Below are 23,856 nucleotides of genomic sequence, written 5' to 3'. Positions count from 1 at the left end.
TTGGTTAAATTTTAATTCTTCATTGTGCTATGCTAAGTTTCCTCCCTTCAAACTTGAATTTCACATCGGTAGTAAGTGATATCATTTCTAAAACTTTCTGCATTTCTACATTTCTATTAATTTTCACGTATAGATTTCTTTTTGGTAAACTCTCATAGTCTACTTCTATGTTATACCATCTGGCAAGTTTTTGCATCACTACGTCAAACGGCACATTGTTAAATAAGAATAAATTATTTGTCCATGCGGCAGATTCTTCTGTATTCACATCAGAAATGGTTAAACCACCCTTATTAAATAAAGCTTGCTGATTGGGTTTTAAAAGATTAGTTTTATGGTTACCCGGATAATCTATAGCCACACTACCCTCTAATAGCGTAGTTTTAATTCCTTTATCTTCTGGATAATTACTCACATTAAACTTGGTACCCAAAACTTTTACCTGCATACCATTAACATCTACTATAAAAGGTCTTTTAGGTTGATGTGCCACCTCAAAATAAGCCTCTCCATCTAACTTTATACTTCTCGTATTGCCTCTAAAACCTGCCGGAAAATATAATCTGGATGCCGAGTTTAACATCACCTTTGTTCCATCGCTTAGCGTAACTTTATACTGCCCACCTTTAGGTGTTCTAATGGTTTGTAAAGCAACAATCTCTGTACTGTCTGCCCCTTCATTGATATGATAGGTAATAGACCCATTCTTATGATGGATGATAGAAATACCAGCCTGCTTGTAAATTTCACTTTCTCGCTCATCATCCAGAGGAATTTTTTTACCACTAATTTCTAATAAGGCCACATTTTTTCCAGGCTCAATAGGATTTATGTTTTGAGTTTTAGGATAAAACAAATAAGCTGCTAAGCCTATCAATACTAAAACTGCAGCAACTCTTAAATAAATAGGAATTATAAACTGCTGAGTTTCTTGTATAACAATTTGATCTTTTTCTATTTTATGAATGATTTGCAAACGTAAGCGCTCCAAATGCTGTTCATTTATAGGTTTAGCTTGATTTTGATTTGACTGGAAAACCTCGTTAATCTCATGTTTAAGAGATGCTTCACTTTCATTTTTAAAGTGTTGCATCAATTTTTCAAGCTCAAGCTTGGTGATGGTGTTATATAAGAATTTATGGTAAAGTGCTTTAAATTTCATACTATCTTAACATGATATAAACTAAATACGCTCGAAAAGAAAAAATACACTATTGCTATTGCATATTTTTTTAAAAAAAATTGATTTGAGGGAAGAAGCAGCTTTTTAAAAGACAAAATCAGCTTAAAAAAACAAGAAAAACCCATACAATAGCCAAAAAATTTATTTCTGGCTTAATAAAATGGTTAGTAAAATTACTTTTTTAGATATAAACTGATGCAAATCATCAAAAACTCTTGAGCATGTAAAAAAACATACTCTTTGATACTTTTTGTTGCTGCAACCAGCTGATTACTTACTGTAGATGGGCTTATTTGTAATAAATCTGCCACTTCTTTATAACTTTTGTCTTCAAATTTGCAGAGCCTAAAAATTTCTCTTCTTTTAGGACTAAGTGTTTCCAAAGCAGCATTTAAAATGGCACTACGCTCTTTATTCAATAAATAATCTTCGGTTTCTGAATAAAGATTAGTAAAGCTTTCTATAAAGTAATCCTGCATTTTCTTATCATGCGCAAGTTTACGATAATAATCATACACCACATTTTGGGCTATGGTATATAACCAGGCTTTAAAAGATTTATCTGGGTTTATGCTCACCCTATTTGACCAAACTTTAAGAAATATATCCTGAAGCAATTCATCAGCAATATGCTCATACTTAGTCATTAAAAATATCTTTTGATAAATAAGACCGCTATACTTCTGATAAAGCTGGTTAAAAGCATTTTGGTTTCCGTTAACCAAGTCTTTAACCAGCTCACGCTCATCATCTCCAGAAGCTTTAATAATATGAGACATATTCATCAATCGAAATATTCTCGCTAATTAAGGAATAAATAACAGAATAAAGGCTATCTTAACTCATAAATCCTCAACACTTTAAATAAAGAATCTAAATTTAATGATAATTTAAAATTGTGAAGAAGAAGGATGTAAATTATGATGTTGGTTTTACATCATACCAAAGTTGTACTAAACCTGTTGGGTAGGTTTCGCTTTTTTTAAATTTTAGCCTCTGTTCTAATCTACCATTTTTAAACAGGCTTTTTCCACTTCCTAGTAAATGCGGAATGATAGAAACAATAATTCTATCAATCAATTGGTGCTTTAATAATTCATCCACAATTTCTGCACCTCCATCACAATAAATATCCTTCCCTTCTTGCTGCTTTAACTCGTTAATTAATACCACCACATCATCTCGGTAGGTTATATGCTGTATGTCTCCCTTTCTTTGCTTAGACATTACATATATCTTCTTATCAGGATACATCAGCGTATCCCCGAAGGTTAATATCTTATCAAATGTTTTTCTACCCCAAATCACAGTATCAATACTATCCATAAAAGCTTGGTGACCATAATCTTCCCCAACAGATTCTACCATGGATAAAAAATCAATATTATCGGATTCTGTAGCTATATATCCATCTAAACTCATAGCTATATAAAGGTTAACTTTTCTCATCATTACAAATAAAAGATTAAATATGCACTCAAATAAAGAGCTTTCAAACAAAAAAACCCAAAAACATGCGTCTTTGGGTTTTATAAATAAAGTAATTGGTTAATTATTTACCAGCAGCTTTATTTTTAGTTTCTTGAACTTCTAAACGAATAGCTTGAGCTAAGTTTTTTAAGTCTTGCATTCCTTTTCTTACTCTTGTACCAGCAGCGCTGTTACCTTTGTTGTAAAATTTGTCTGCATCACCTTCTAGTTCTGCTACTAATCTTTTTACTTCTTCAAATTGTTTCATTTTAAAATACTCCTTTTTTTATTTATGATGGTTAGTAATATTGTTTACTTATAGCTAATGTATAATGTTTTTTTGTAAAAAAAAATATTATCCCAGCTAATTATTTCCCTTAAAATGCTTTTTTTTCCACAAACAGCAAGGTTTTAACAATTTATCATCAACAAAAACAAATTAAAAACCTCATAATCAATACAATACAAAAAAACATTTTCAAAAAAATGCCTCTACGTTTATGGTAGAGGCATTTATATATTTTAAACATTTTTAAGCTTCAACAGCCTTTTTTTCTTTATATAAACCTTTATTAAGCTTATCTCCAACCTCACTAAAGGCATTTAATGTACGCTCTACATCTTCTAAAGTATGCATAGCTGTTGGAATTAAACGCAACATAATGAGTCCTTTAGGAATAACAGGATAAACTACAATAGAGCAGAAGATGCCATAGTTTTCTCTTAAATCCATGGTGATAGCTGTAGCGTCTGAAAGTTCGCCTTTTAAAAATACAGGTGTTACTACCGAGTTTGTATTACCTATATCAAAACCTCTTTCTCTTAAGCCTTTCTGTAAGGCAGTTGCAATTGTCCAAAGTTTATCCTTTAACTCTGGCTTGCTTTTTAACAGCTCTAAACGTTTTAATAAACCCATTACCATTGGCATCGGTAAAGATTTGGCAAAGGTTTGAGAGCGCATGTTATAACGTAAATAATTGGTAATTTCTTCTGTAGAAGCTACAAAGGCACCAATACCTGCCATAGATTTTGCAAATGTTCCAAAATAAACATCTACACCTGCTATAGAATTTTGATGTTCATGAGTACCAGCACCCGTTTTACCCATTGTACCAAAACCATGGGCATCATCAATTAACAAACGGAAATTAAATTCTGATTTAAGAGCTACTACTTCACTTATTTTACCTTGTGCACCAGACATCCCAAATACACCCTCTGTAATAACCAAAATACCACCTCCAGATTGCTCAGTAAGTTTTGTAGCTCTTTCTAATTGCTTGCGTAGGCTATCCATATCATTATGTTGATATACAAAGCGCTTACCCATGTGCAAACGTACACCATCTATGATACAGGCATGAGATTCTGCATCATAAACAATAACATCGTTTCTATCTACAAGGGTATCTATAATAGATACCATACCCTGATAGCCATAGTTTAACAAGAAAGCATCTTGAAAGCCTGTAAACTCTGCCAATTGTTTTTCTAATTCCTCGTGGTTATTAGAGTTTCCAGACATCATTCTGGCGCCCATAGGATAGGCCATACCGTAATCAGCAGCAGCTTTCGCATCAGCCTCTCTTACTTCGGGATGGTTAGCTAAACCTAAATAGTTGTTTAAGCTCCAAACTAAATGTTCCTTACCTCTAAATTTCATGTGAGGTGCAATCTCTCCCTCCAATTTCGGAAAAGAAAAGTAACCATGAGACCATTTTTGGTGTTGACCAAGTGGCCCCATATTCTTAGCTATCTTATCAAAAATATCCAATGTGATGTATTTTTTGTATGTTATTAAAATATTAATTTGCTGCAAATTTACTTTAATTCATTGATAAACAAAACCTATTGGTGCAATGAATAAAATATGGCATTAAAATTAAAAAGCCATTCCTTTAACAGAATGGCTTTAAATTGGTTAATGCAAAGGTTAATCTACATTATCATGAAGGAATGAATTATTTGGTCTTATTTCTGTTTGACCATCTTCATTACTTAAAGTAAATCTTGATACTTGAGACTCAGAAGAATGTGGCACATCTTTCAACTGCATTTGCTTTCTTTTGTAAGCTGGCTCATTTTCTAATTCTTGTAATCCGCTAGTTGATCTTAGCTTCATACTTAAATCTTTTAATCTTAAAATACGTTCTTTAGATTTCCTCAATTGTTCTTCAATAGAGTCATCTGTTTTATAATCATCTACCTGCTGCACAGGCTCTGGTATAACTTGCTTAGGTTCCTCTTCTTTAAAAGAATCTTGTACCTTATTGGTTTGTGGAACAGAAAAATTATACGTTGGTTCTTCTATTTTAAGGTTAAATTCAAAAGCATTTTCCTCTTCTTTAGCTTCTACCTGTTCAGGTTCATCTTCTATCAATTGATGTCTGATGGTTTCTACTTCTTTATTTACAGGTATTTGATCTTGCTGGGTAAACATTCCACCAAATAAATCTGCCTGAGGCACAATGCTCTCTTTTGGCTTAGCCACTTCTGGTGTTACCTGAGGTATTTCTGCCTGCGGTTTAGCTTGTACAAACTCATTCACCGGCCTGATTAAAGGAGTATCAGAAGTTAAGAATTGCTTCTTAGGTGCGCTTTGTTGTGTTTGTACTCTTTCCTCTCTGGTTTGGAAACCAGTTGCAATAATGGTTACAGAAATTTTATCTCCCAAAGAAGCATCATTACAATTACCCCAAATTAAATCTGCGGATAAACCAGCTTGGTCCTGAATAAAGTCTGTAATAATACTTACTTCATCCATGGTAACCTCTTTATCGCCAGAGCTAATATTTAATAGGATATATCTTGCCCCTTCTATTTCATTATCTTTTAATAATGGTGATAATAAAGCGCCTTCTACTGCTTTTAAAGCTCTGTTTTCACCTTCCGCCGCATAGCTTCCCATGATGGCCACACCGCTATCTTTCATGACGGTACGCACATCTTTAAAGTCGACGTTTATATAACCCGGTACTGTAATAATTTCTGCTATGCCTTTGGCTGCTGTGGTTAAAATATCATCAGCCTGGCCAAATGCTGAACCTAAGGTTAAGTTGCCAAATATCTCACGCAACCTATCATTAGAAATTACCAGGTAAGAATCAACATATTTCTTTAATTCTTCTAGTCCTTCTTCTGCTTGCATTCTTCTACGTTTACCTTCAAAGGAGAAAGGTGTAGTAACAATAGCAACGGTTAAAATATCTAGTTCTTTAGCCGCTTTTGCGATGATAGGACTAGCCCCGGTACCTGTACCACCGCCCATTCCGGCAGTAATAAAAAGCATACGGGTATTAGCACCAAGCATTTCTTTAACATCGTCTATATTTTCTATAGCCGAGTTTTTTCCAACTTCTGGAATAGAGCCTGCGCCCATTCCTTCTGTTAAACTTGCGCCTAATTGTACTTTGTTAGGAATAGGACTGAGTTCTAAAGCCTGGGCATCGGTATTACAAATGATGAAGTCTACACCAGTAATTCCTTGCCTGTACATATGGTTAACAGCGTTACCACCGCCACCACCAACACCAATAACTTTGATTATTGATGATTTTTCTTTTAACATTTCAAACTGCATATCCTTTATTATCAGCTTTTAAGCGTTTTGTAAAATTGAATTATTCCTACATGTAATATTAAAAAATATTCCACAACAGTTATCCACAAATGTTAATAGTGTGGAAAACTTTCTGATTGTTGAAAATTATTTAAGAAAATCCTGATCGCTAATATCATCCTTAATAAATTTCTTAGTTCCTTCAAGCAAAGAAGCAAATAAGCCTCTGTTTTTCTTAGAGCTGCTTTCTGCAACAGAAGAAACAGGTGCAGAAGATGAAACTTTATAGTCTTTCTGCAATTCGCTTTCTACTTTCTCAATACCTTTTATCAATAAACCAATACCAGTTGCATACATTGGGCTTTTTAAATCCTCATAAATATTTTTAGGCAATTCTTCATTTTTTGCCAAATGCTCATTAGGATAACCTATTCTGCAATCTAAACCAGTTACATATTCTACCAATTGCGATAAATGCTTTAATTGCGCACCACCTCCAGTAATAACAATTCCACCTATTAATTTTTTCTCGTAACCAGATGATTTAATCTCATAATAAACATGGTCTATGATTTCTTCCATCCTGGCTTGTATCACATAAGCTAAGTTTTTAACTGATATTTCTTTAGGCTCTCTTCCCCTTAATCCTGGTACACAGATAATTTCGTTTTCTTTATTTTCTTCGGCTAAAGCAGAACCAAATCTGGTTTTCAACAATTCAGCCTGATTACGCATCACAGAACACCCTTCTCTAATATCTTCGGTTACGCTATTACCTCCAAAAGGAATAACCGCAGTATGTCTGATCAAGCCTTCATGGAAAATAGCCACATCAGTTGTACCACCACCAATATCAACCAAAACAACACCAGCTTCTTTTTCTTCTTCGCTCAATACAGATTCTGCGGAAGCTAAAGGCTCTAAAATTAAATCCTGAGTTTCTAAACCACCTTGCACCACACATTTCATGATATTTTTAATGGCCGTTACCTGTCCGGTAATGATATGGAAATTTGCTTCTAAACGCACTCCTGCCATACCCACAGGGTCTTTTATACCCGGCTCATTATCTACCGTAAATTCTTGTGGTAATACATGTATGATTTCCTCTCCTGGGTTCATCGCTAGTTTAAACATATCGTCTATTAACCTATCGATATCCTTTTTAGAGATTTCATTACTGAGGTCTTTTCTGGTTAATATACCACGATGTTGCAGGCTTTTGATGTGCTGCCCAGCAATACCTACATTAACAATTTTAATGTCAACGTTAGATTGTGAACTACCTTCTTCTACTGCTTGGGTGATACCTTTAACGGTTTTTGCAATATTAGAAACCACGCCACGGGTAACTCCGGCAGATTCTGCCTTACCCAAGCCTAAAACTTCTATTTTACCGTGTTCGCTTCTTCTGCCCACGATAACACAAATTTTAGTGGTACCAATATCAAGACCTACTACAATGGGTGATACTTTGGATTGTTTAGTAATGCCTTTTTCCATGTCTATAATGTATTTTGTATTGAATCTTTTGCTATTTTCTCTTTGCGTAAGCTATCTTTTAATTGCTGCTGCTCAAACTGCTTTCTTAAAATGGTAGAATCGCTTTTTTCGCAAACAATCTGACCTTTAAATTTCAAGCTTACTGATGAATAAGTATCCCAACCTACGTAAGGTATTGCCTTTTTATAAAAAACCAATAACCTTTTAAATTTATCTTCAATATCATTCCCATCTCCGAAAATGATTTTTTGCTTACCTACCCGAGGTACTAATTCTATTTCTTTTTTCTCGTTTATATAAAGCTGTACAAATTGCTCGTTCCATAAAGAATCTTTGGTAATATGTACAGCTACTTTAAAAAGATCTTTAGCTAGTGCCGTTCTTAGGGTATCTATTTTACCACTAAAGCCTTCTAGAATCATCCCATTAGCCGCTAATACTCTGGCTGTGAAATGTTCTGATAATGGAATTTTCAACCCGTTTTGATCTATATAATAATCTTGCCCTGCAATGTTTAACATCCTTAGAATAGGCACTCGCTGCCTGATATCTGCATGGATTACCCCATTCATATCAGCAAAAACATTTGCATATTCTACAAAAGGATTGGCTTGCAACCTATCCTCTAAACTTTGCAAATCTATATTACCTAATCTTCTGCCCACTAATAAGCCATTTTTTGAAACCAGTATTTCATCAACCTCGGCCCGCTCTATAAAATATTGATTTCCGGGTAAGATTACTTTTACCTCTCTACAAACTGTTTCTACCTTCTTAGTTTCGATAAAACTCATCAGCACCACTAAACCACTCAGGCTTAACAGCCAGAGGAATATAGCACCTACCAATTTCCATTTTATCTTTTTAAGCATTTGTAAATAAAGTATGTAAAGGTTTTACCAATGTATCTATATCCCCGGCTCCAACGGTAACCAACAATTCGGGGTTTAAACTCCTCACCAATTGTAAAGCTTGCTCTTTAGAGCATCTGATAACTTTATCAGAATTTATTTTTTTAGCTAAGAAATCACTATCCACACCCGGTATAGGCAATTCTCTTGCCGGATAAATATCTAAAAGCAGTAATTCATCGGCAGTAGCTAAAACTTCTGCAAAACCGTCTACAAAATCTCTGGTTCTTGTAAACAAGTGTGGCTGAAAAACAACCGTTAACTTTTTATCTGGATATAAGGTTCTTACAGCTTTAAAACAAGCTCTTAACTCTTCTGGATGATGCGCATAATCATCTATATAAATTCTTTTTGGTTCTTTGATGATATACTCGAAACGTCTTTTTACACCTTTAAAACTGGCTAAGCCTGCTCTTATATCCTCTTTGGATATTCCCATTAAAAGGGCAACTTGTATAGCTGCCACTGCATTTTCTATATTGTGCTGACCAGCCAACCCTAAAACAAGATTTGGCATTTCTAGCTCTTGATTTTTAAAATCAAATTTAAATTCGCCAGCTTCTACCCGTATGTTTTGCGCATAAGCATCAGCTTGGGTGGTTAAACCGTAAGTTGAGGTTCCGGCTAATGGCAAGCCGTTACGAACAAATAATTTACCATCAGCTTTTACTTGCCCTGCAAATAGTTTGAAAGATTCTATCAAATGGCTTTCATCTCCATAAATATCTAAATGGTCTGCATCCATGGATGTTACTACCGCAACATCAGGATGTAGGGTTAAGAAAGACCTGTCATACTCATCGGCTTCAACCACCATCACATTATTTTTACCTATAATGATATTGGTATCGTAATTAGAGCTAATGCCTCCTAAAAATGCTGAACAGTCATTCCCACCATTTAATAATAAATGTGTGATTAAAGTACTGGTTGTTGTTTTACCGTGTGTACCTGCTACCGCAATGGTATACATACCAGCAGACAGGATACCTAACACCTGCGAACGTTTGTAAAGTGTGAAACCTTTTCTTTTGAAGAAGTTTAACACCACACTGTCCTGCGGAATAGCAGGTGTATAAATGATTAAAGTGGAAGAAGAAGGTTCATGAAAATTCATTGGAATATTTTCCTCCAAATCTTCATAACGTACCGGGATACCTTCATCTGCAAGACTTTGTGTAAGTGGCGTAGCTGTTTTATCGTAACCGCATACCACACAACCTCTTTTATGAAAATAACGGGCAAGACCACTCATGCCAATACCGCCAATTCCGATAAGATAAACCCTTTGTATGTCTTCCAATTTCATCATGCTATAAGGCAATTTTTAATACTTCTTTTGCTATAGTTTCATCTGCCGATGGTAAAGCCAACCCGGCTATATTTGAAGACAAGACCTTCATCTTGGCTTCATCTTTCAATAATTTTAAAGTTTGCTCTACCAAATCAGATTCAGCATGTTTATCATCAATTAAAACGGCTGCATCTTTATTCACTAAAGCCATAGCATTTTTCGTTTGATGGTCTTCTGCAACGTTTGGCGATGGAACCAAAATCACAGGTTTTTGCACTAAACAAAGCTCTGCAATAGTTCCTGCCCCGGCTCTTGAAATAATTACATCTGCCATCGCAAAAGCCAAATCCATACGGTTTAAAAATTCAAAAATTCTTATCCCATTGTCTTTAGGTTGGTTGCCGTAACTATCTATAATACCTCGGTAATAATATTTACCTGTTTGCCAAATCAGTTGTATATCTTGGCTTTGCAATAAAGCCAAACCACTCATCATACTTTTATTTAAAGTGCCAGCACCTAAACTTCCGCCAACAACTAAAATTGTTTTTTTGGTTTCGTCTAATTCAAAAAATGCTGCCGCCTCTTTTCTTTTATCTACAATTTGAACTGACTCTTTTCTTACCGGATTGCCAGTTTTAATAATACGCTCGGAAGGAAAAAACGCATCCATCCCATCAAAAGCAACACATATTTTTTCTGCCTTTTTACCTAATAATTTATTGGTAATACCTGCATAAGAGTTTTGCTCTTGAATGAGGTAAGGAATCTTTTTTATGGAAGCTGCATAAAGCAATGGCCCTGATGCATAACCGCCAACACCAACTACAGCATGAGGTTTAAAATCTTTAATAATTTGTAGCGACTTTCTAACACTTCCAATGATTTTAAAAGGCAATAATAAGTTCTTAGCCAAATTACTTCTTTGAAAACCTTGAATATCTAAACCAATAATGCGATAACCAGCAGCCGGAACTTTCTCCATTTCCATTCTTCCTGCTGCACCTACAAATAATATTTCTGTATCTGGCTGCAAAGTCCTCAAAGCATTAGCTATAGCAATAGCAGGGAAGATATGTCCTCCTGTTCCGCCTCCACTGATGATGATTCTTTTTGCCATATTTTTAGTATTGAGTAGATAGTATTGAGTATGGAGACTCATCTGCTATCTGGTCATTCCTTTTTATTTTTGATTGATTGATTTTTGATTGATTGATTGATTGATTCTGTATCGCTCTGCTAAATTTTATTTTACTTTATTGATTTAATTAATGTCAATCTCTCATTCAATCCATCTATCATTCACTAAATATTTATCCTACCGCCGGTATTTCTCCAACAATTACTTTTTCTTCTTTATTTGTTGCTTTTAAATCTGCTTTATATTCTTCTACATCTTTACTAACCGATAAAATAATACCGAATGCTACGCTTGTAAACAATATAGACGTACCTCCCATACTTACCAATGGCAAAGGCACACCCGTAACTGGGAATAAATTTACTGCTACAGCCATATTAGCCAATGCTTGTATGGTTAAACTAAAACCTAAACCCGCAGCCAATAAGGCCCCAAAAGCTTTTGGGGCTTGGGTCACAATCTTGATAATCCTAAACATGAGTAATAAGTATAGGGCCACCACAAGAATACCACCAACCATACCATACTCTTCTATAATAATGGCGAAAATAAAATCTGAATAAGGGTGTGGCAAGAAATTTCTTTGCGTACTATTACCCGGACCTTTACCTAAAATACCCCCGCTAGCAACTGCTATTTTTGCTTGGTCTTGCTGGAAAGTTTTATCAGCATGTTGCATTTCTGGATTAAAATAAGCGTGAATCCTTGATTTATAAGTCTCTCTTCTTGGACCATAAAACACCAATACCGCCAACAAAGCTGCACCACCAACACATACAATAGCAATTTGCTTAAAACTAATTCTTCCTATCAATAATAACAATATACTTACCCCAAACAGCATTAATGCTGTTGATAAATTTGCTAAACCTATTAAAATAAATACTAAACAAACCGAGCCCATAATCGGAATAAAAGCTTTCTTAACATCCTTAATATTCTCCTGCTTTTTGGTAAGCGTTCTAGCTAAAAAAGTAATGAGAGCAAGCTTAGCCAAATCTGATGTTTGGAAAGTTAAACCTGTACCTGGTATTGCTATCCATCTACTTGCATCATTCATGGTGCTACCAAAAAGTAGCGTATAAAGTAATAGTGGAATAGTGATAATCATTAAAATTTTTGATATCCCACCGTAATACCTATAATTAAGTAAGTGGGCAAAGTATATCAAAACAAAACCTATGATGATAAATAACAAATGCTTAAACATTAAAGACTCTGAACCTACACCACGCTTGTATGCCAAGGTACCTGTAGCACTGTAAACTGCTAATACAGAAAGTAACGATAGCAGGATGATGATCAACCAAATCCATCTATCGCCACGGGTATGATTTAGAATATCTTTAATCATGTTTGTTGATATTAAAGTTCTCTAACAGCTGCTTTAAATTGATTACCTCTGTCTTCGTAATTTTTAAATAAATCAAAACTTGCACAAGCAGGAGACAATAAAACAGTGCTTCCTTTTTTAGCTAAGTGATAAGCTACTTCTACCGCTTCTCTAGCAGAAAATGTATTCACAATAACTTCTACATCATCTTCAAAAGCATCATGTATCGCTTTATTATCTTTACCTAAGCAAACTATAGCCTTAACCTTTTGCTTAACTAAATCTTTAATCATGCTATAATCATTTCCTTTATCAACACCACCCATAATTAAAACAACATCAGTATTAACACTTTCTAACGCGTACCAAGTAGAATTTACATTGGTTGCTTTAGAATCATTAATGAAAGTGATATCGGAAATTTTGGCAACATGCTCCAAACGGTGTTCAATATTTATAAAATCTCCCATGCTTTCTCTAATGGTTGCGTTTCTAAGATCTAATATCTTAGCTGCTATACCAGAAGCCATAGAGTTGTAAACATTGTGACTACCTTGTAGTGCTAAATCTGAAAATGACATAGTTAATTTATCTGAATGGTTTAGATTAAACGTGATGGTTTGCCCTGATGCAAAAGCACCATTAGCAACTTCTTTCTTGATAGAAAATGGATGTATTTGAGCTTTAATAGCAAAATCTGTAATTACTGCTTCCGTTTCAGGATCATCGGCACAGTAGATAAAATGGTCTTCTTCCTTTTGATTTTGAATAATCCTGAATTTAGAATTCACATAATTACGCATCTCATAATTATATCTATCTAAATGGTCTGGCGTGATGTTTAATAAAATGGCTATATCAGCTTTAAACTGATACATATTATCCAGCATGAAACTGCTAATCTCTAATACGTAATAATCAAAGTTTTCTTGAGCAACCTGCTTAGCAAAACTTTTCCCAATATTACCGGCCAAACCCACATTTAAACCTGCTTTCTTTAAAATATGATAGGTTAAAAGCGTGGTGGTAGTTTTACCATTAGAACCAGTAATACAAATGGTTTTAGCGTTGGTATATCTTCCAGCAAACTCTATTTCTGATAGTATTGGAATATTCTTTTCTACTAATTTTTTGATCATTTGAGCTTTGTCAGGGATACCCGGACTTTTTACAACCTCAGTAGCATTTAAGATTAAATCTTCTGTGTGCTGATTTTCTTCAAAAGGGATATTAAAATCGTTTAGCTCTGCTTTATAATGATCTGCAATAGCACCAAAATCAGATACAAAAACATCAAAACCATGCTTCTGGGCTAGAATAGCAGCGCCAACGCCACTTTCTCCAGCGCCTAAAACTACGAGCCTCACCCCAGCCCTCTCCGAAGGAGAGGGAGCACTAGATTGCTCTGCTTTATTTGTATGATGGCTTTCCTTATTCATTTAATTTCTAACTCTCTAAAATTTCAATCCTTATTCCTTGTTCCCTAATCTTTGTTCCTTGATCTTTGTTCTTTGTTCCTTATTCTTTATTCCCTAATCTTTGTTCCTTATTCTTTATTCCCTAATCTTTGTTCTTTATTCCTTTATCCCCCAATCCTTATTCTCCCAAAAAGTTACCTCAATTTCAGCGTTACTATAGTGATGATGGCTAGTAGTATCCCGATAATCCAAAAGCGGGTAACAATTTTAGCTTCGTGATAACCTTTTTTCTGAAAGTGGTGATGTAAGGGCGACATTAAAAAGATTCTTCTACCCTCGCCATATTTCTTTTTGGTGTATTTAAACCAAGAAACCTGCATAATCACCGATAGATTTTCTATCAAGAAAACACCACAAAGTATTGGGATAAGTAACTCCTTACGTATCATAATAGCTAAAACCGCTATGATACCCCCAATAGTTAAACTTCCTGTATCGCCCATAAAAACCTGAGCAGGAAAAGTATTATACCAAAGGAAACCCACACAAGCTCCTACAAAAGCCGCCGCAAAAATCACCAGCTCTCCAGAGTTTGGGATGTATAGAATATTGAGGTAATCTGCAATAATCATGTTACCAGAAACATAAGCTAGTAAAGCCAGGGTAATCCCTATAATTGCTGATGTTCCGGTTGCCAATCCATCTATACCGTCTGTGATGTTAGCACCGTTTGAGACCGCCGTTATAATCACGATAACGAATAGCAAAAACACCGGAAAAGCGTATTTCTCATAGCCATCGCCCATAAATTTTAAGACTTTGGCATAATCAAACTCATTATTTTTATAAAAAGGGATATTGGTAATGGTAGATTTTACATCATTTGCGTAATGTACACCTGTTGATTTTTCTACTTTTATCAGCTTCTTTCCTTCTTGATTGTAAACAGTTTCTGTTTGGGTAGTAGAACTTCCTGCCGGCAAGGCACCTGTAACAGTTTGTCTTACCAAAATTCCAGGATGGAAATACATGGTACAGCCTACAATGATGGATAAACCCACTTGTCCAACTATTTTAAATCTACCAGCTAGCCCTTCTTTATTTTTCTTAAATACCTTAATATAATCATCTAAAAAACCTATTGCTCCCATCCAAATGGTAGTTACAATCATTAAAATGATGTATATATTTTCTAGCTTGGCAAATAACAAAGTTGGGATTAATACCCCAGCAATAATGATTAAGCCACCCATAGTTGGGGTACCTTGTTTTTGTATTTGCCCGTCTAAACCTAGGTTTCTTACCGTTTCCCCAACTTGCTTATATCTTAAATATTTAATCAATCTACTTCCGTAAACGGTAGTAATAATTAAGGATAAGATGATGGCCATACTTGCCCTAAAAGAGATAAACTGAAATACACCTGCACCAGGGAAATCAAATTGTTTATCCAAAAAATTAAACAAGTAGTATAACATTAAGCAAGTAGGTTAAATTGGTCCAACAATATTTTTTTATCATCAAAATCAGTCCTTACACCCTTTATTTCTTGATATTTTTCATGGCCTTTACCAGCTAATAAAATAATATCACCAGGCTGAGCTAAATGACAAGCAGTTTTTATAGCCTCTCTTCTATCTAGGATGGTGAGTACTTTACGTTGGTTAACTGGCGTAACCCCTGCCTGCATATCTTTAATAATGTCTTCAGGATTTTCTGATCGTGGATTATCTGAAGTAAGAATTACTTTATGACTCCAATCACAAGCTGTTTGTGCCATTACTGGGCGTTTAGTTTTATCCCTATCTCCGCCACAGCCAATAATGGTGATGATAGATTCATTTCCATTTCTGATATTATCTATAGTAGACAATACATTTCTCAAAGCATCAGGCGTATGCGCATAATCCACAATACCCACTACTTTATTTGGCGCCATGATATAATCAAACCGGCCCTCTGCACCACTTAGCCTGCTTAAAATGGTTAAAACCTTTATTTTGTCTTGCTCTAACAACATGGCCGTAGCGTAAACAGCCAATAAATTATAAGCATTAAAAGAGCCTACCATTTTCATGTAGACCTCATGCCCATCAATATCCAGGTGCAAACCAGAGAATTGGTTTTCTATCACTTTAGCTTTAAAATCAGCTAAGGTTTTTAAAGCATAACTTTTTTTATACGCCTTGGTATTTTGAAGCATTACCTCCCCATTTTTATCATCAATATTGGTAAGAGCGAAAGCGGGTTTACTTAATCCATCAAAAAATGCTTTTTTTGCTTTTAGATAATTATCAAAAGTTAGATGAAAATCTAAATGGTCATGAGTGATATTTGTAAAAACAGCTCCAGCAAAGTTTAATCCTTCTATACGATGTTGTGCTACCGCATGCGAGCTTACTTCCATAAAACAATAATCACAACCAGCATCTATCATTTGGTTGATTAAAGATTGTAGTGATACTTGGTCTGGCGTGGTATGAGTTGATGGAATAATGGCATCATTTATCTTATTTTCTACCGTAGATATCAAACCTACTTTATAGCCTAAATCTCTAAATAACTGATAAAGCAAAGTGCAAACCGTTGTTTTACCATTAGTACCTGTTACACCTACAAGTTTTAGTTTTGATGATGGATGATCATAAAAATTTGCAGCCATCACACCTAAAGCTTGAGCAGAATTGGCTACAACTAAATAGGTAATACCATCTATGATATCTTCTGGCAAGGTTTCTACAACAATTGCTTCAGCACCTTTTTCTATAGCTAAGCTGATATATTGATGCCCGTCTGTTTGAGTTCCTTTAATAGCAACAAAAAGCGTTTGAGGTGCTACTTTTCTAGAGTCGAAAGCAATTTGTGTTATCTCAACCTCCGTTAAGCCAATTACTTGCTCCAAAGCAACACCATACAATATGTCTTTTAAAACTGCCATTATTGTAACTCGATTAAAATTTTAGTTCCTTTTATGATAGGTGTTCCGCTTGCTAAAGACTGTATTACAACTTCACCGCTTCCTTTAACTACTGGCTTTAAGCCCGAATTTCCTAAAACGTATAAAGCATCTCTCAAACCCATTCCAACTACATCTGGCACTACACCACGATTCATTCTTACTTCTTTATAAGTAATGCCATTATTAGTATCGATATCACTTTCTGTCGCAGAAGCGAAATAAGGTTTAATACCAAAAGCGCCGTAAACTTTTTGTGCCGATTTTTTATGCCCTCCTTTTACTTTTGGCAGTCTAGTATTGCCTACTAATTTTGGTGCTTTGATATCAGAGTACATTTGGATATCGCCAGCGTAAACCATATCAGCAACTTCCCTAAAAACAGGCCCTGCAACATCTGCTGCGTAATAAGAACCTTTAGTTGGGTTTTGAACAACCACTATCATGGAGTATTTAGGCTTTTCTGCGGGGAAATAGCCACAAAAAGATGCTTGATATTGTCTTTTACCTTTATAACCTTTAGAACCATCTGCCACCTGCGCTGTTCCGGTTTTACCGGCTATTTTATAAAGTGGATTATTTAAAGCCTTTCCGGTACCATCAATCACTACGCCCTCTAACATCACTTTAAGCTTTTCTAAAGTGGCATCAGAACATATCTTATTATTGATTACCCGAGGTTTAAATTGCTCAACAGTAGACCCCAATCTTCTAATTTCTTGCACAAACATTGGACTTATCATTTTACCATTGTTAGCTACCGCGTTATAAAGTGCTAAAATTTCTACCGGAGTCATTTTTAGCTCATAGCCATAAGCCATCTGAGGTAAGGTTAAGCCACTCCATGATTTACTTTCTGGTGTTTTGATTAAAGGCTTACCTTCTCCAGGAATTTGTAAACCCATTTTTTCACCAAGCTTTAAATCATGAAGCTTACTGGTAAACTCTTCAGGCTCATCTTTATAATGGTTGTAAATTTGCTTTACAATAGCTACGTTGGATGAAACCTCAAAAGCTTGTTTCATGGTAATAACACCATAACCACCTTCATGAGAATCTTTAATCGTATGACGATAAATTTTGTATTTTCCTCCCTCTGTATCTACACGGTCGTTTAAATCAAACTTGCCGTCTTCCATAGCAATCATGTACGAGGCTAATTTGAAAGTTGAACCAGGCTCGGCACTTTGTGCAATGGCATAATTAAACTTCTCTTTATACTCTAGCTCCTCACCATCCCTGGTATAATTTGCTATAGCTTTAATTTTTCCGGTCTCTACCTCCATCACCACTACACAACCAAAATCAGCCTCGCTTTTTATCAATTGTTTTTTTAGTGCATTTTGCGCAAGATCTTGCATATTGATATCGATGGTAGAAATAATATCTGCACCATCTTTTGGTGCTATTTCTGCATCCTCGTTAATAGGCATCCATACGCCACCTGCAATTCTTTGTACTAGTCTTTTCCCTGTTTCGCCATTGATATAATCTCCATACGCACCTTCTAAACCTACTGCCGCCCCTGCATTTGCGTTATAATAACCTATAGTTCTGGCTGCTAAATCTCTGAAAGGGAAAATTCTTTTGTTTTGCTGTACAGCAATCATCCCGCCTTTATACCTACCCAAATTAAATATTGGAAATTTCTTCAACGCTTTTAAATCCTGATAGCTTACATTTCTTTTAATCAAGAAATAACGTTCACCTTCTTCTCTGGCATCACGCAAAAGACGAGCATATTTAAAACCTGGTTTATCCTTAAAATGTGCCGCTAAACGATAGGCTAAAGAATCTACCTTTTCGTAAAAAACCTTATCCTCTTTTATGCCGCCAGCCAGTAAATCCATCCTGATTTCGTATTCAGGAACCGATGTTGCCAATAAACTACCATCTGCAGAATAAATATTACCCCTAGCCGCCTCAACCTCTACATACTTAGTACTTAAACTATCAGCCATAGCCCTATACTTATCGCCTTGTACCACTTGCACATGAACCATTTTAGCGATTACAGCAAATGCAAACAAAACAATAACCCCGAAAGCTGCATAAACACGCAGAAGAATGTTAGTTCTTATATTCATCAGGACTAATTTTTATTTTTATGGGTGGCTCTAAAGAAACTTTAAGACCCAAAACTGAATCTACCCTACTTGCCACCTCTGTTTGTTTACTTTTAAACATGAGGTCAGCTTTAAGCGTCTTAAAATCCCAACTTAACTCTTTCACTTCTTTACTAACCTTATCTATTTTTCTAATATTATTTTCCGCAGTATGCCTATTTCCGATATAAATCATCCCTAGAAAAGCCAAAAAAACAATAAACGGAAGGGCTTCTGTAGCACCTTCTTTAGAAACTACACCTTTTGTAAAAAGAGAGCTTATAAAGCTTGGAGCAACCTCTTTTGGCTCCTCTTTCTGTTTTGGAAGAATTTCTTCCTCTACAGATTCTACTTTAGGTTCTCTAATTTTATTGATCATTGTTTTACTGCAATTCTTAACCTTGCACTTCTTGCTCTGTTATTTAATTTGATTTCTTCTTCACTTGCCGTAACCGACTTTTTTGTTAAAACCTTAAAAGGCTTAATTTCATTACCAAAAAAATCCTTTTCAACCTCGCCACTAAACTTACCTTTAGCCATAAAATTCTTTACCAACCTATCTTCTAAAGAATGGTAAGACATCACGACCAACCTTCCCCCCGGCTTTAAAACTTCTGCTGTTTGCTCTAAAAAATCTTTAAGGGCTTCCATTTCTTGGTTAACCTCGATTCTTAGCGCCTGAAAAACCTGAGCTAGATATTTATTCTCTTTTCCTCTCGGAATTAGTTTTTGAATTACACTTTTCAACTGTGCGATAGTTTCGATAGGATGATTCAATCTGGCTGTAACAATAGTTTTAGCTAAAGATTTTGCATTTTGTATCTCACCATAAATCCCAAAGATTTTATGCAAATCTTCTTCTTCATAAGTATTTACAATTTCTTTTGCGGTTAAACCGGATGATTGATCCATACGCATATCCAAATCACCATCAAAACGGATGGAGAAACCGCGTTCAGGAACATCAAATTGATGAGAAGAAACACCTAAATCAGCCAAAATTCCATTAACAGGAATTAAATCGTGTGCTCTTAAATTATTTTTTAGAAATCTAAAGTTCTGGTCAACAAAAACAAATCTATCATCAGCTATGATATTCTGCTTTGCATCTTCATCCTGATCAAAAGCTACCAAAACCCCATCATCACCTAAGTGCTTCATAATTTCCCTTGAATGGCCACCACCACCAAAAGTTACATCCACATAAACACCTTCATGCTCAATAGCTAAACCTTCAATACATTCTCTCAACATTACCGGAACATGATAAACGTTATCCATCTATCCTCCTTCCTTTACCCATTACCTCTTCGGCAAGGCTTGAGAAATTTTCTGGCTCGTCATCCAACTGCGCATCGTAAGCATCTTTAGCCCAAACTTCTATTTTGTTAAACTGACAAGACAACACCACTTCAGCACCTATATCAGCGTATTCTAATAAAGATTTTGGAAGCAGAACTCGCCCAGAAGCATCCAAAGAAAGCTCGGTAGCCCCTCTAGTGAAATAGCGAATAAATTTTCTGTTCTTTTCTTCGTACTGATTTAACTGCGCTAACTCAGCAGTTACTTTATCCCACTCGGCTTTAGAGTAGATAACTAAATGCTTTTCAAAACCACGATTTATCACCAAGCCCTCCGCATCTGCCGCAGGCAATTGCTTCTTCAAACCAGAAGGCACCATCAGGCGTCCTTTGGCATCAAGCTTACAATCAAATTCTCCAATCAGATGAGACATGCTAAGTGTATATAGTTTTTCTTAATGTAAAAATAAACATAAGTTCCACTTCTTACCACTTTTTACCACAAAAAGTTTTCAACACCTTAGAAAAGGCTTATAAAATGATTTTTCAGGCATTTTACAGTCTTATTTATCTTATAAATCCTCAGTAAAGCATTAACTTCTTACCTAAAAACATACTGATTATCAGTTATTTAAATAACCACAAAATTATCAGGTGGGAGATTTTTCCAATTTTTATCTAAAAAGTAGGATAAAGTGGGAGAGCTTTACAAATGAAACTTAAATTAAAGCCGAGTTTTGAACGAAATAAATGATATAAGTTAAACGTTATCAGGAAAAAATTCCCTGTATGTTATCTCAAATTTTTAAAATAGCATTCATCATTCCAGTTGTTTTATCTTGTAGCTTTTCAAAAAACACACTTCCAGCTAAAGCAAATACAAGCATCACCAAGCCTGCTGATATAGAAAGTTTAGAACAAGAATTACATCAACTGGTGAACAGAGAAAGAAAAAAAGCCGGATTAGCACCTTTAGTTTACGATGAACAAGTTCAGTTAGTTGCCAGAGCACATAGCCTAGATATGACTAAAAGAGATTTCTTCTCTCATATAAATCCTGATAAAGAAAACCCTTTTGACAGGATGAAAAAAGCGGGTATCGTATTTAGAGCGGCAGCAGAAAATATCGCTTATGCATCAACCATTAAAGAAATTCATGAAGGTTTAATGAATTCACCAAAACATAAAGCCAATATCTTAAACCCTAAATTAGGAAGAATGGGCGTTGGCATTGTAGCCTCCAAATATGGCTTAATGACTACACAATTATTCAAAAATCCATAGCAACACAATTGATTATTAATTGTTGTTTATTACATTTAGCCTATTAGCTTAAATTGTAATTATGAAAGTAATTTTATCTATTGATGGTGGAGGCATAAAAGGGATTATCCCGGGAATGATTTTGGTGAGCTTAGAAGAAAGGTTAAAAAAAAAGACCCACAACCCTGAAGCATCTATAGTAGAATATTTTGATTTCTTTGCAGGTACCAGTACCGGCGGAATATTAACCGGCTTATTACTTTGCCCTTCTGAAGCAGACCCAACAAAACCTAAATTTAGCGCTAAAGAAGCTTTAGACCTTTATATTAAACATGGAGCTGCAATATTCCAGAATAAAGGCTTTAAAAAGATATTGGCTCAAATTGGTTGGGTAACCGAAAAATATAATAATATAGCTTGGGAGAAAATTTTAAAAGATTACTTTGGTGATGTTAAGCTAAGTCAGCTGATAAAACCCTGTATTATTACAGCTTATAATATAGAACTGAGAAAAGCACATTTTTTCAGACAAAAAACAGCTATAGAAAGAGGTGATAGCAGAGATTTTTATTTAAGAGATGTTTGTAGAGCCACATCAGCGGCACCAACCTTTTTTAGCGTTGCCGAGATTTATTCATTAGCAGGCGTGAGATATCCATTATTGGATGGTGGTGTTTTTGCTACTAACCCAACCATGAGTGCCTTTGTTGAAATACAAAAAACACCCGAAAAAGAGATTCCAAAAAACATCCATATTTTATCTTTAGGAACTGGGGTTTCTAAAAAATCTTATGATAGCGATGAGCTGAGCCAAACTAAGGCACTATTTGTAGTGCCAGCCTTATTAGATATGATGATGAGCGGTGCTAGCGAAACCAGTCATTTTTATATGATGCAGATTTTTTCCTTTTTAGGTATCTCCAATCAATACATCAGGCTAGAGCCTAAAGACTTGCAAAGTGTTGATGAAAGAATGGATGCCGCCACACCTAAAAACATTAAAAAGCTAATGGCTTTGGGCGACAGATTAATTAGCGAGCGAAATTTATTGTTAGACCGTATTGCAGATACTTTAATAAAACTTAAAGAAGAAGCTAATTAAAGCCATTTCATATAAATTTCGTCTTTAAAATAGATATTTTTTTATTAGATGTCTAGTCGAATTCAAACCCATCTATGAGTTTTGCCTAGCAATATCTTTATGATTTTTTGCTAAAAAATTATCGAATAACATATTATTTTTATAGCTTTAGCATTGTAAATGTTTTTAACAATTTACCATCACCAACTTCTTCAACCAAATCTAAGTTTATATACAGCAAGGTTATAGCAACCTTACAGCAACTTTATAGCAACCTTATAGCAAGTACTAAATATAGGTATACTATAGCTTAAGTATAAGATAACTACACTGCTTTATAAACTCAAGGTATTTTTAATAAACCAGACAGTATTTAAAACACAGTTAATAACAAACTAAAAGTTATTTATTAAAACTTTCAAACTTATCCCAAAAACCATCTTTAGGTAAAGGAGCAAAAATATCCACAGGTTCATTTTTTACCGGATGTATAAATTGAAGTCGTCTGGCATGTAAACAAATGCTCTTTTTACGACTGCCACGTGGGTAGCCATATTTATTATCGCCTACAATGGGGCTACCTAAAGTAGCTAATTGTACCCTTATTTGATGAGGCCTGCCAGTAATAGGATCCACTTCAATTAAATAGTAACCATCCAGAAAACCCAATACCTTAAAGTTTAATTCAGCTCTTTGACTACCCTTAACTTCGTGGTCATAAGCTGTAGTAATATTTTTTTTAGGATTTTTTACTAGCCAATGAACCAAAGTACCTTCCATTTTACTAGGTTTTTGCCTAACCACAGCCCAATACGTTTTATGCATTTGCCGCTCTTTAAACATTTTATTGATACGATCTAAGGCTTTAGAAGTCTTTGCGAACAGTATGACTCCGCTTACCGGCCTATCTAAACGATGTACAACCCCTAAAAAAGCCCCATTAGGTTTATGATATTTTTCGGCAATATATTTCTTTACCATATCATCTAAAGACAAATCTCCGGTATCATCTACCTGAACAATCCATCCAGCTTTTTTATAAATAGCAATGAGATGATTATCCTCGTAAAGAACATCTTTATCCGTAACTGTATAATTTAGATATGGGTATTCAGACATTTTTTTAGATATGATATTTTAGATTTGAGTGTTGAGATGTGCGTATAGAGACCCTTGCAAATAGATTTGAGTATTGAGATGTGCGTATAGAGACCCTTTCAATTCCATAAAATAAAGATGTGAGATTTGAGATATGCGTATAGAGACCTTTTGCAATTCCATTTAATATCTCTAACTTGTATTCTTTTTCCTAAAAACTAACCAACTAACCAACTAACC

At 35.0% G+C, this 23,856-nt stretch carries 21 protein-coding genes; 2 read left to right on the top strand and 19 right to left on the bottom strand.

Annotation, left to right across the window (positions count from 1 at the left end):
- Window positions 1–19: 19 nt before the first annotated feature.
- From B2745_RS14620 to mraZ, 18 genes are all read right to left on the bottom strand, one after another.
- Window positions 20–1,162, bottom strand: coding sequence for a FecR family protein (locus tag B2745_RS14620; RefSeq protein ID WP_304068164.1), 1,143 nt, complete (start codon window positions 1,160–1,162; stop codon window positions 20–22).
- 194 nt (window positions 1,163–1,356) lie between these two features.
- On the bottom strand, window positions 1,357–1,962 hold the full coding sequence (locus tag B2745_RS14615) for an RNA polymerase sigma factor (protein WP_304068161.1): 606 nt from the start codon (window positions 1,960–1,962) through the stop codon (window positions 1,357–1,359).
- A 139-nt stretch (window positions 1,963–2,101) separates the two neighbouring features.
- Complete coding sequence (locus tag B2745_RS14610) at window positions 2,102–2,635, bottom strand: dihydrofolate reductase family protein (protein ID WP_304068158.1); 534 nt, start codon at window positions 2,633–2,635, stop codon at window positions 2,102–2,104.
- Window positions 2,636–2,735: 100 nt separating this feature from the next.
- On the bottom strand, window positions 2,736–2,921 hold the full coding sequence (locus B2745_RS14605) for a hypothetical protein (RefSeq protein WP_026903798.1): 186 nt from the start codon (window positions 2,919–2,921) through the stop codon (window positions 2,736–2,738).
- A 264-nt stretch (window positions 2,922–3,185) separates the two neighbouring features.
- Window positions 3,186–4,427 carry an aminotransferase class I/II-fold pyridoxal phosphate-dependent enzyme gene (locus B2745_RS14600; protein ID WP_026903799.1) on the bottom strand — a complete coding sequence of 414 codons (1,242 nt, stop codon included), beginning with the start codon at window positions 4,425–4,427 and terminating at the stop codon, window positions 3,186–3,188.
- Between the two features lie 159 nt (window positions 4,428–4,586).
- Window positions 4,587–6,233: a cell division protein FtsZ gene (gene ftsZ, locus B2745_RS14595; RefSeq protein WP_304068155.1), complete on the bottom strand. Its 1,647-nt coding sequence runs from the start codon at window positions 6,231–6,233 to the stop codon at window positions 4,587–4,589.
- A 126-nt stretch (window positions 6,234–6,359) separates the two neighbouring features.
- Window positions 6,360–7,715 (bottom strand): cell division protein FtsA, encoded by a 1,356-nt coding sequence (gene ftsA, locus B2745_RS14590; protein ID WP_149074791.1) that lies wholly within the window; start codon window positions 7,713–7,715, stop codon window positions 6,360–6,362.
- Between the two features lie 2 nt (window positions 7,716–7,717).
- The gene (locus B2745_RS14585; RefSeq protein WP_304068153.1) at window positions 7,718–8,587 is read right to left on the bottom strand and encodes a cell division protein FtsQ/DivIB; all 870 of its coding nucleotides are present in this window, start codon (window positions 8,585–8,587) and stop codon (window positions 7,718–7,720) included.
- On the bottom strand, window positions 8,580–9,935 hold the full coding sequence (gene murC / locus B2745_RS14580; protein WP_304068323.1) for a UDP-N-acetylmuramate--L-alanine ligase: 1,356 nt from the start codon (window positions 9,933–9,935) through the stop codon (window positions 8,580–8,582). The genes B2745_RS14585 and murC overlap by 8 nt, the downstream gene beginning before the upstream one ends.
- 4 nt (window positions 9,936–9,939) lie before the next feature.
- Window positions 9,940–11,040 carry an undecaprenyldiphospho-muramoylpentapeptide beta-N-acetylglucosaminyltransferase gene (gene murG, locus B2745_RS14575; protein WP_304068150.1) on the bottom strand — a complete coding sequence of 367 codons (1,101 nt, stop codon included), beginning with the start codon at window positions 11,038–11,040 and terminating at the stop codon, window positions 9,940–9,942.
- 193 nt (window positions 11,041–11,233) lie between these two features.
- Complete coding sequence (locus B2745_RS14570; RefSeq protein ID WP_304068147.1) at window positions 11,234–12,415, bottom strand: FtsW/RodA/SpoVE family cell cycle protein; 1,182 nt, start codon at window positions 12,413–12,415, stop codon at window positions 11,234–11,236.
- 11 nt (window positions 12,416–12,426) lie between these two features.
- Complete coding sequence (murD, locus tag B2745_RS14565) at window positions 12,427–13,833, bottom strand: UDP-N-acetylmuramoyl-L-alanine--D-glutamate ligase (protein ID WP_304068145.1); 1,407 nt, start codon at window positions 13,831–13,833, stop codon at window positions 12,427–12,429.
- A 173-nt stretch (window positions 13,834–14,006) separates the two neighbouring features.
- Window positions 14,007–15,290 carry a phospho-N-acetylmuramoyl-pentapeptide-transferase gene (mraY, locus tag B2745_RS14560; protein WP_304068142.1) on the bottom strand — a complete coding sequence of 428 codons (1,284 nt, stop codon included), beginning with the start codon at window positions 15,288–15,290 and terminating at the stop codon, window positions 14,007–14,009.
- Complete coding sequence (locus tag B2745_RS14555; protein WP_304068140.1) at window positions 15,290–16,750, bottom strand: UDP-N-acetylmuramoyl-L-alanyl-D-glutamate--2,6-diaminopimelate ligase; 1,461 nt, start codon at window positions 16,748–16,750, stop codon at window positions 15,290–15,292. Before B2745_RS14555 ends, mraY begins: the two co-directional genes overlap by 1 nt.
- A complete protein-coding gene (locus tag B2745_RS14550; RefSeq protein ID WP_304068137.1) occupies window positions 16,750–18,855 on the bottom strand; it encodes a penicillin-binding protein in 2,106 nt (701 codons plus the stop codon). The genes B2745_RS14555 and B2745_RS14550 overlap by 1 nt, the downstream gene beginning before the upstream one ends.
- Window positions 18,839–19,252, bottom strand: a complete 414-nt coding sequence (locus B2745_RS14545; RefSeq protein ID WP_304068134.1) for an FtsL-like putative cell division protein — start codon at window positions 19,250–19,252, stop codon at window positions 18,839–18,841. The genes B2745_RS14550 and B2745_RS14545 overlap by 17 nt, the downstream gene beginning before the upstream one ends.
- A complete protein-coding gene (gene rsmH, locus B2745_RS14540) occupies window positions 19,249–20,154 on the bottom strand; it encodes a 16S rRNA (cytosine(1402)-N(4))-methyltransferase RsmH (protein WP_304068131.1) in 906 nt (301 codons plus the stop codon). Before rsmH ends, B2745_RS14545 begins: the two co-directional genes overlap by 4 nt.
- On the bottom strand, window positions 20,147–20,608 hold the full coding sequence (gene mraZ, locus B2745_RS14535) for a division/cell wall cluster transcriptional repressor MraZ (protein WP_026903812.1): 462 nt from the start codon (window positions 20,606–20,608) through the stop codon (window positions 20,147–20,149). Before mraZ ends, rsmH begins: the two co-directional genes overlap by 8 nt.
- Window positions 20,609–20,963: 355 nt before the next feature.
- On the opposite strand from mraZ, the gene B2745_RS14530 reads away from it, so the two are divergent.
- Both B2745_RS14530 and B2745_RS14525 read left to right on the top strand, forming a co-directional pair.
- Complete coding sequence (locus B2745_RS14530) at window positions 20,964–21,458, top strand: CAP domain-containing protein (RefSeq protein WP_304068128.1); 495 nt, start codon at window positions 20,964–20,966, stop codon at window positions 21,456–21,458.
- A gap of 61 nt (window positions 21,459–21,519) precedes the next feature.
- Window positions 21,520–22,539 (top strand): patatin-like phospholipase family protein, encoded by a 1,020-nt coding sequence (locus B2745_RS14525; protein ID WP_304068126.1) that lies wholly within the window; start codon window positions 21,520–21,522, stop codon window positions 22,537–22,539.
- Between the two features lie 381 nt (window positions 22,540–22,920).
- Here B2745_RS14525 and B2745_RS14520 read toward each other — a convergent pair whose 3' ends face one another.
- Window positions 22,921–23,637, bottom strand: a complete 717-nt coding sequence (locus B2745_RS14520) for an RluA family pseudouridine synthase (protein WP_304068124.1) — start codon at window positions 23,635–23,637, stop codon at window positions 22,921–22,923.
- Between the last annotated feature and the right edge of the window lie 219 nt (window positions 23,638–23,856).

Source organism: Pedobacter glucosidilyticus, from assembly GCF_002483235.1.
GTDB lineage: Bacteria > Bacteroidota > Bacteroidia > Sphingobacteriales > Sphingobacteriaceae > Pseudopedobacter > Pseudopedobacter glucosidilyticum_B.
Note: the sequence above shows the minus strand (reverse complement) of the source record. Positions and strands in the feature narration are given on the sequence as shown.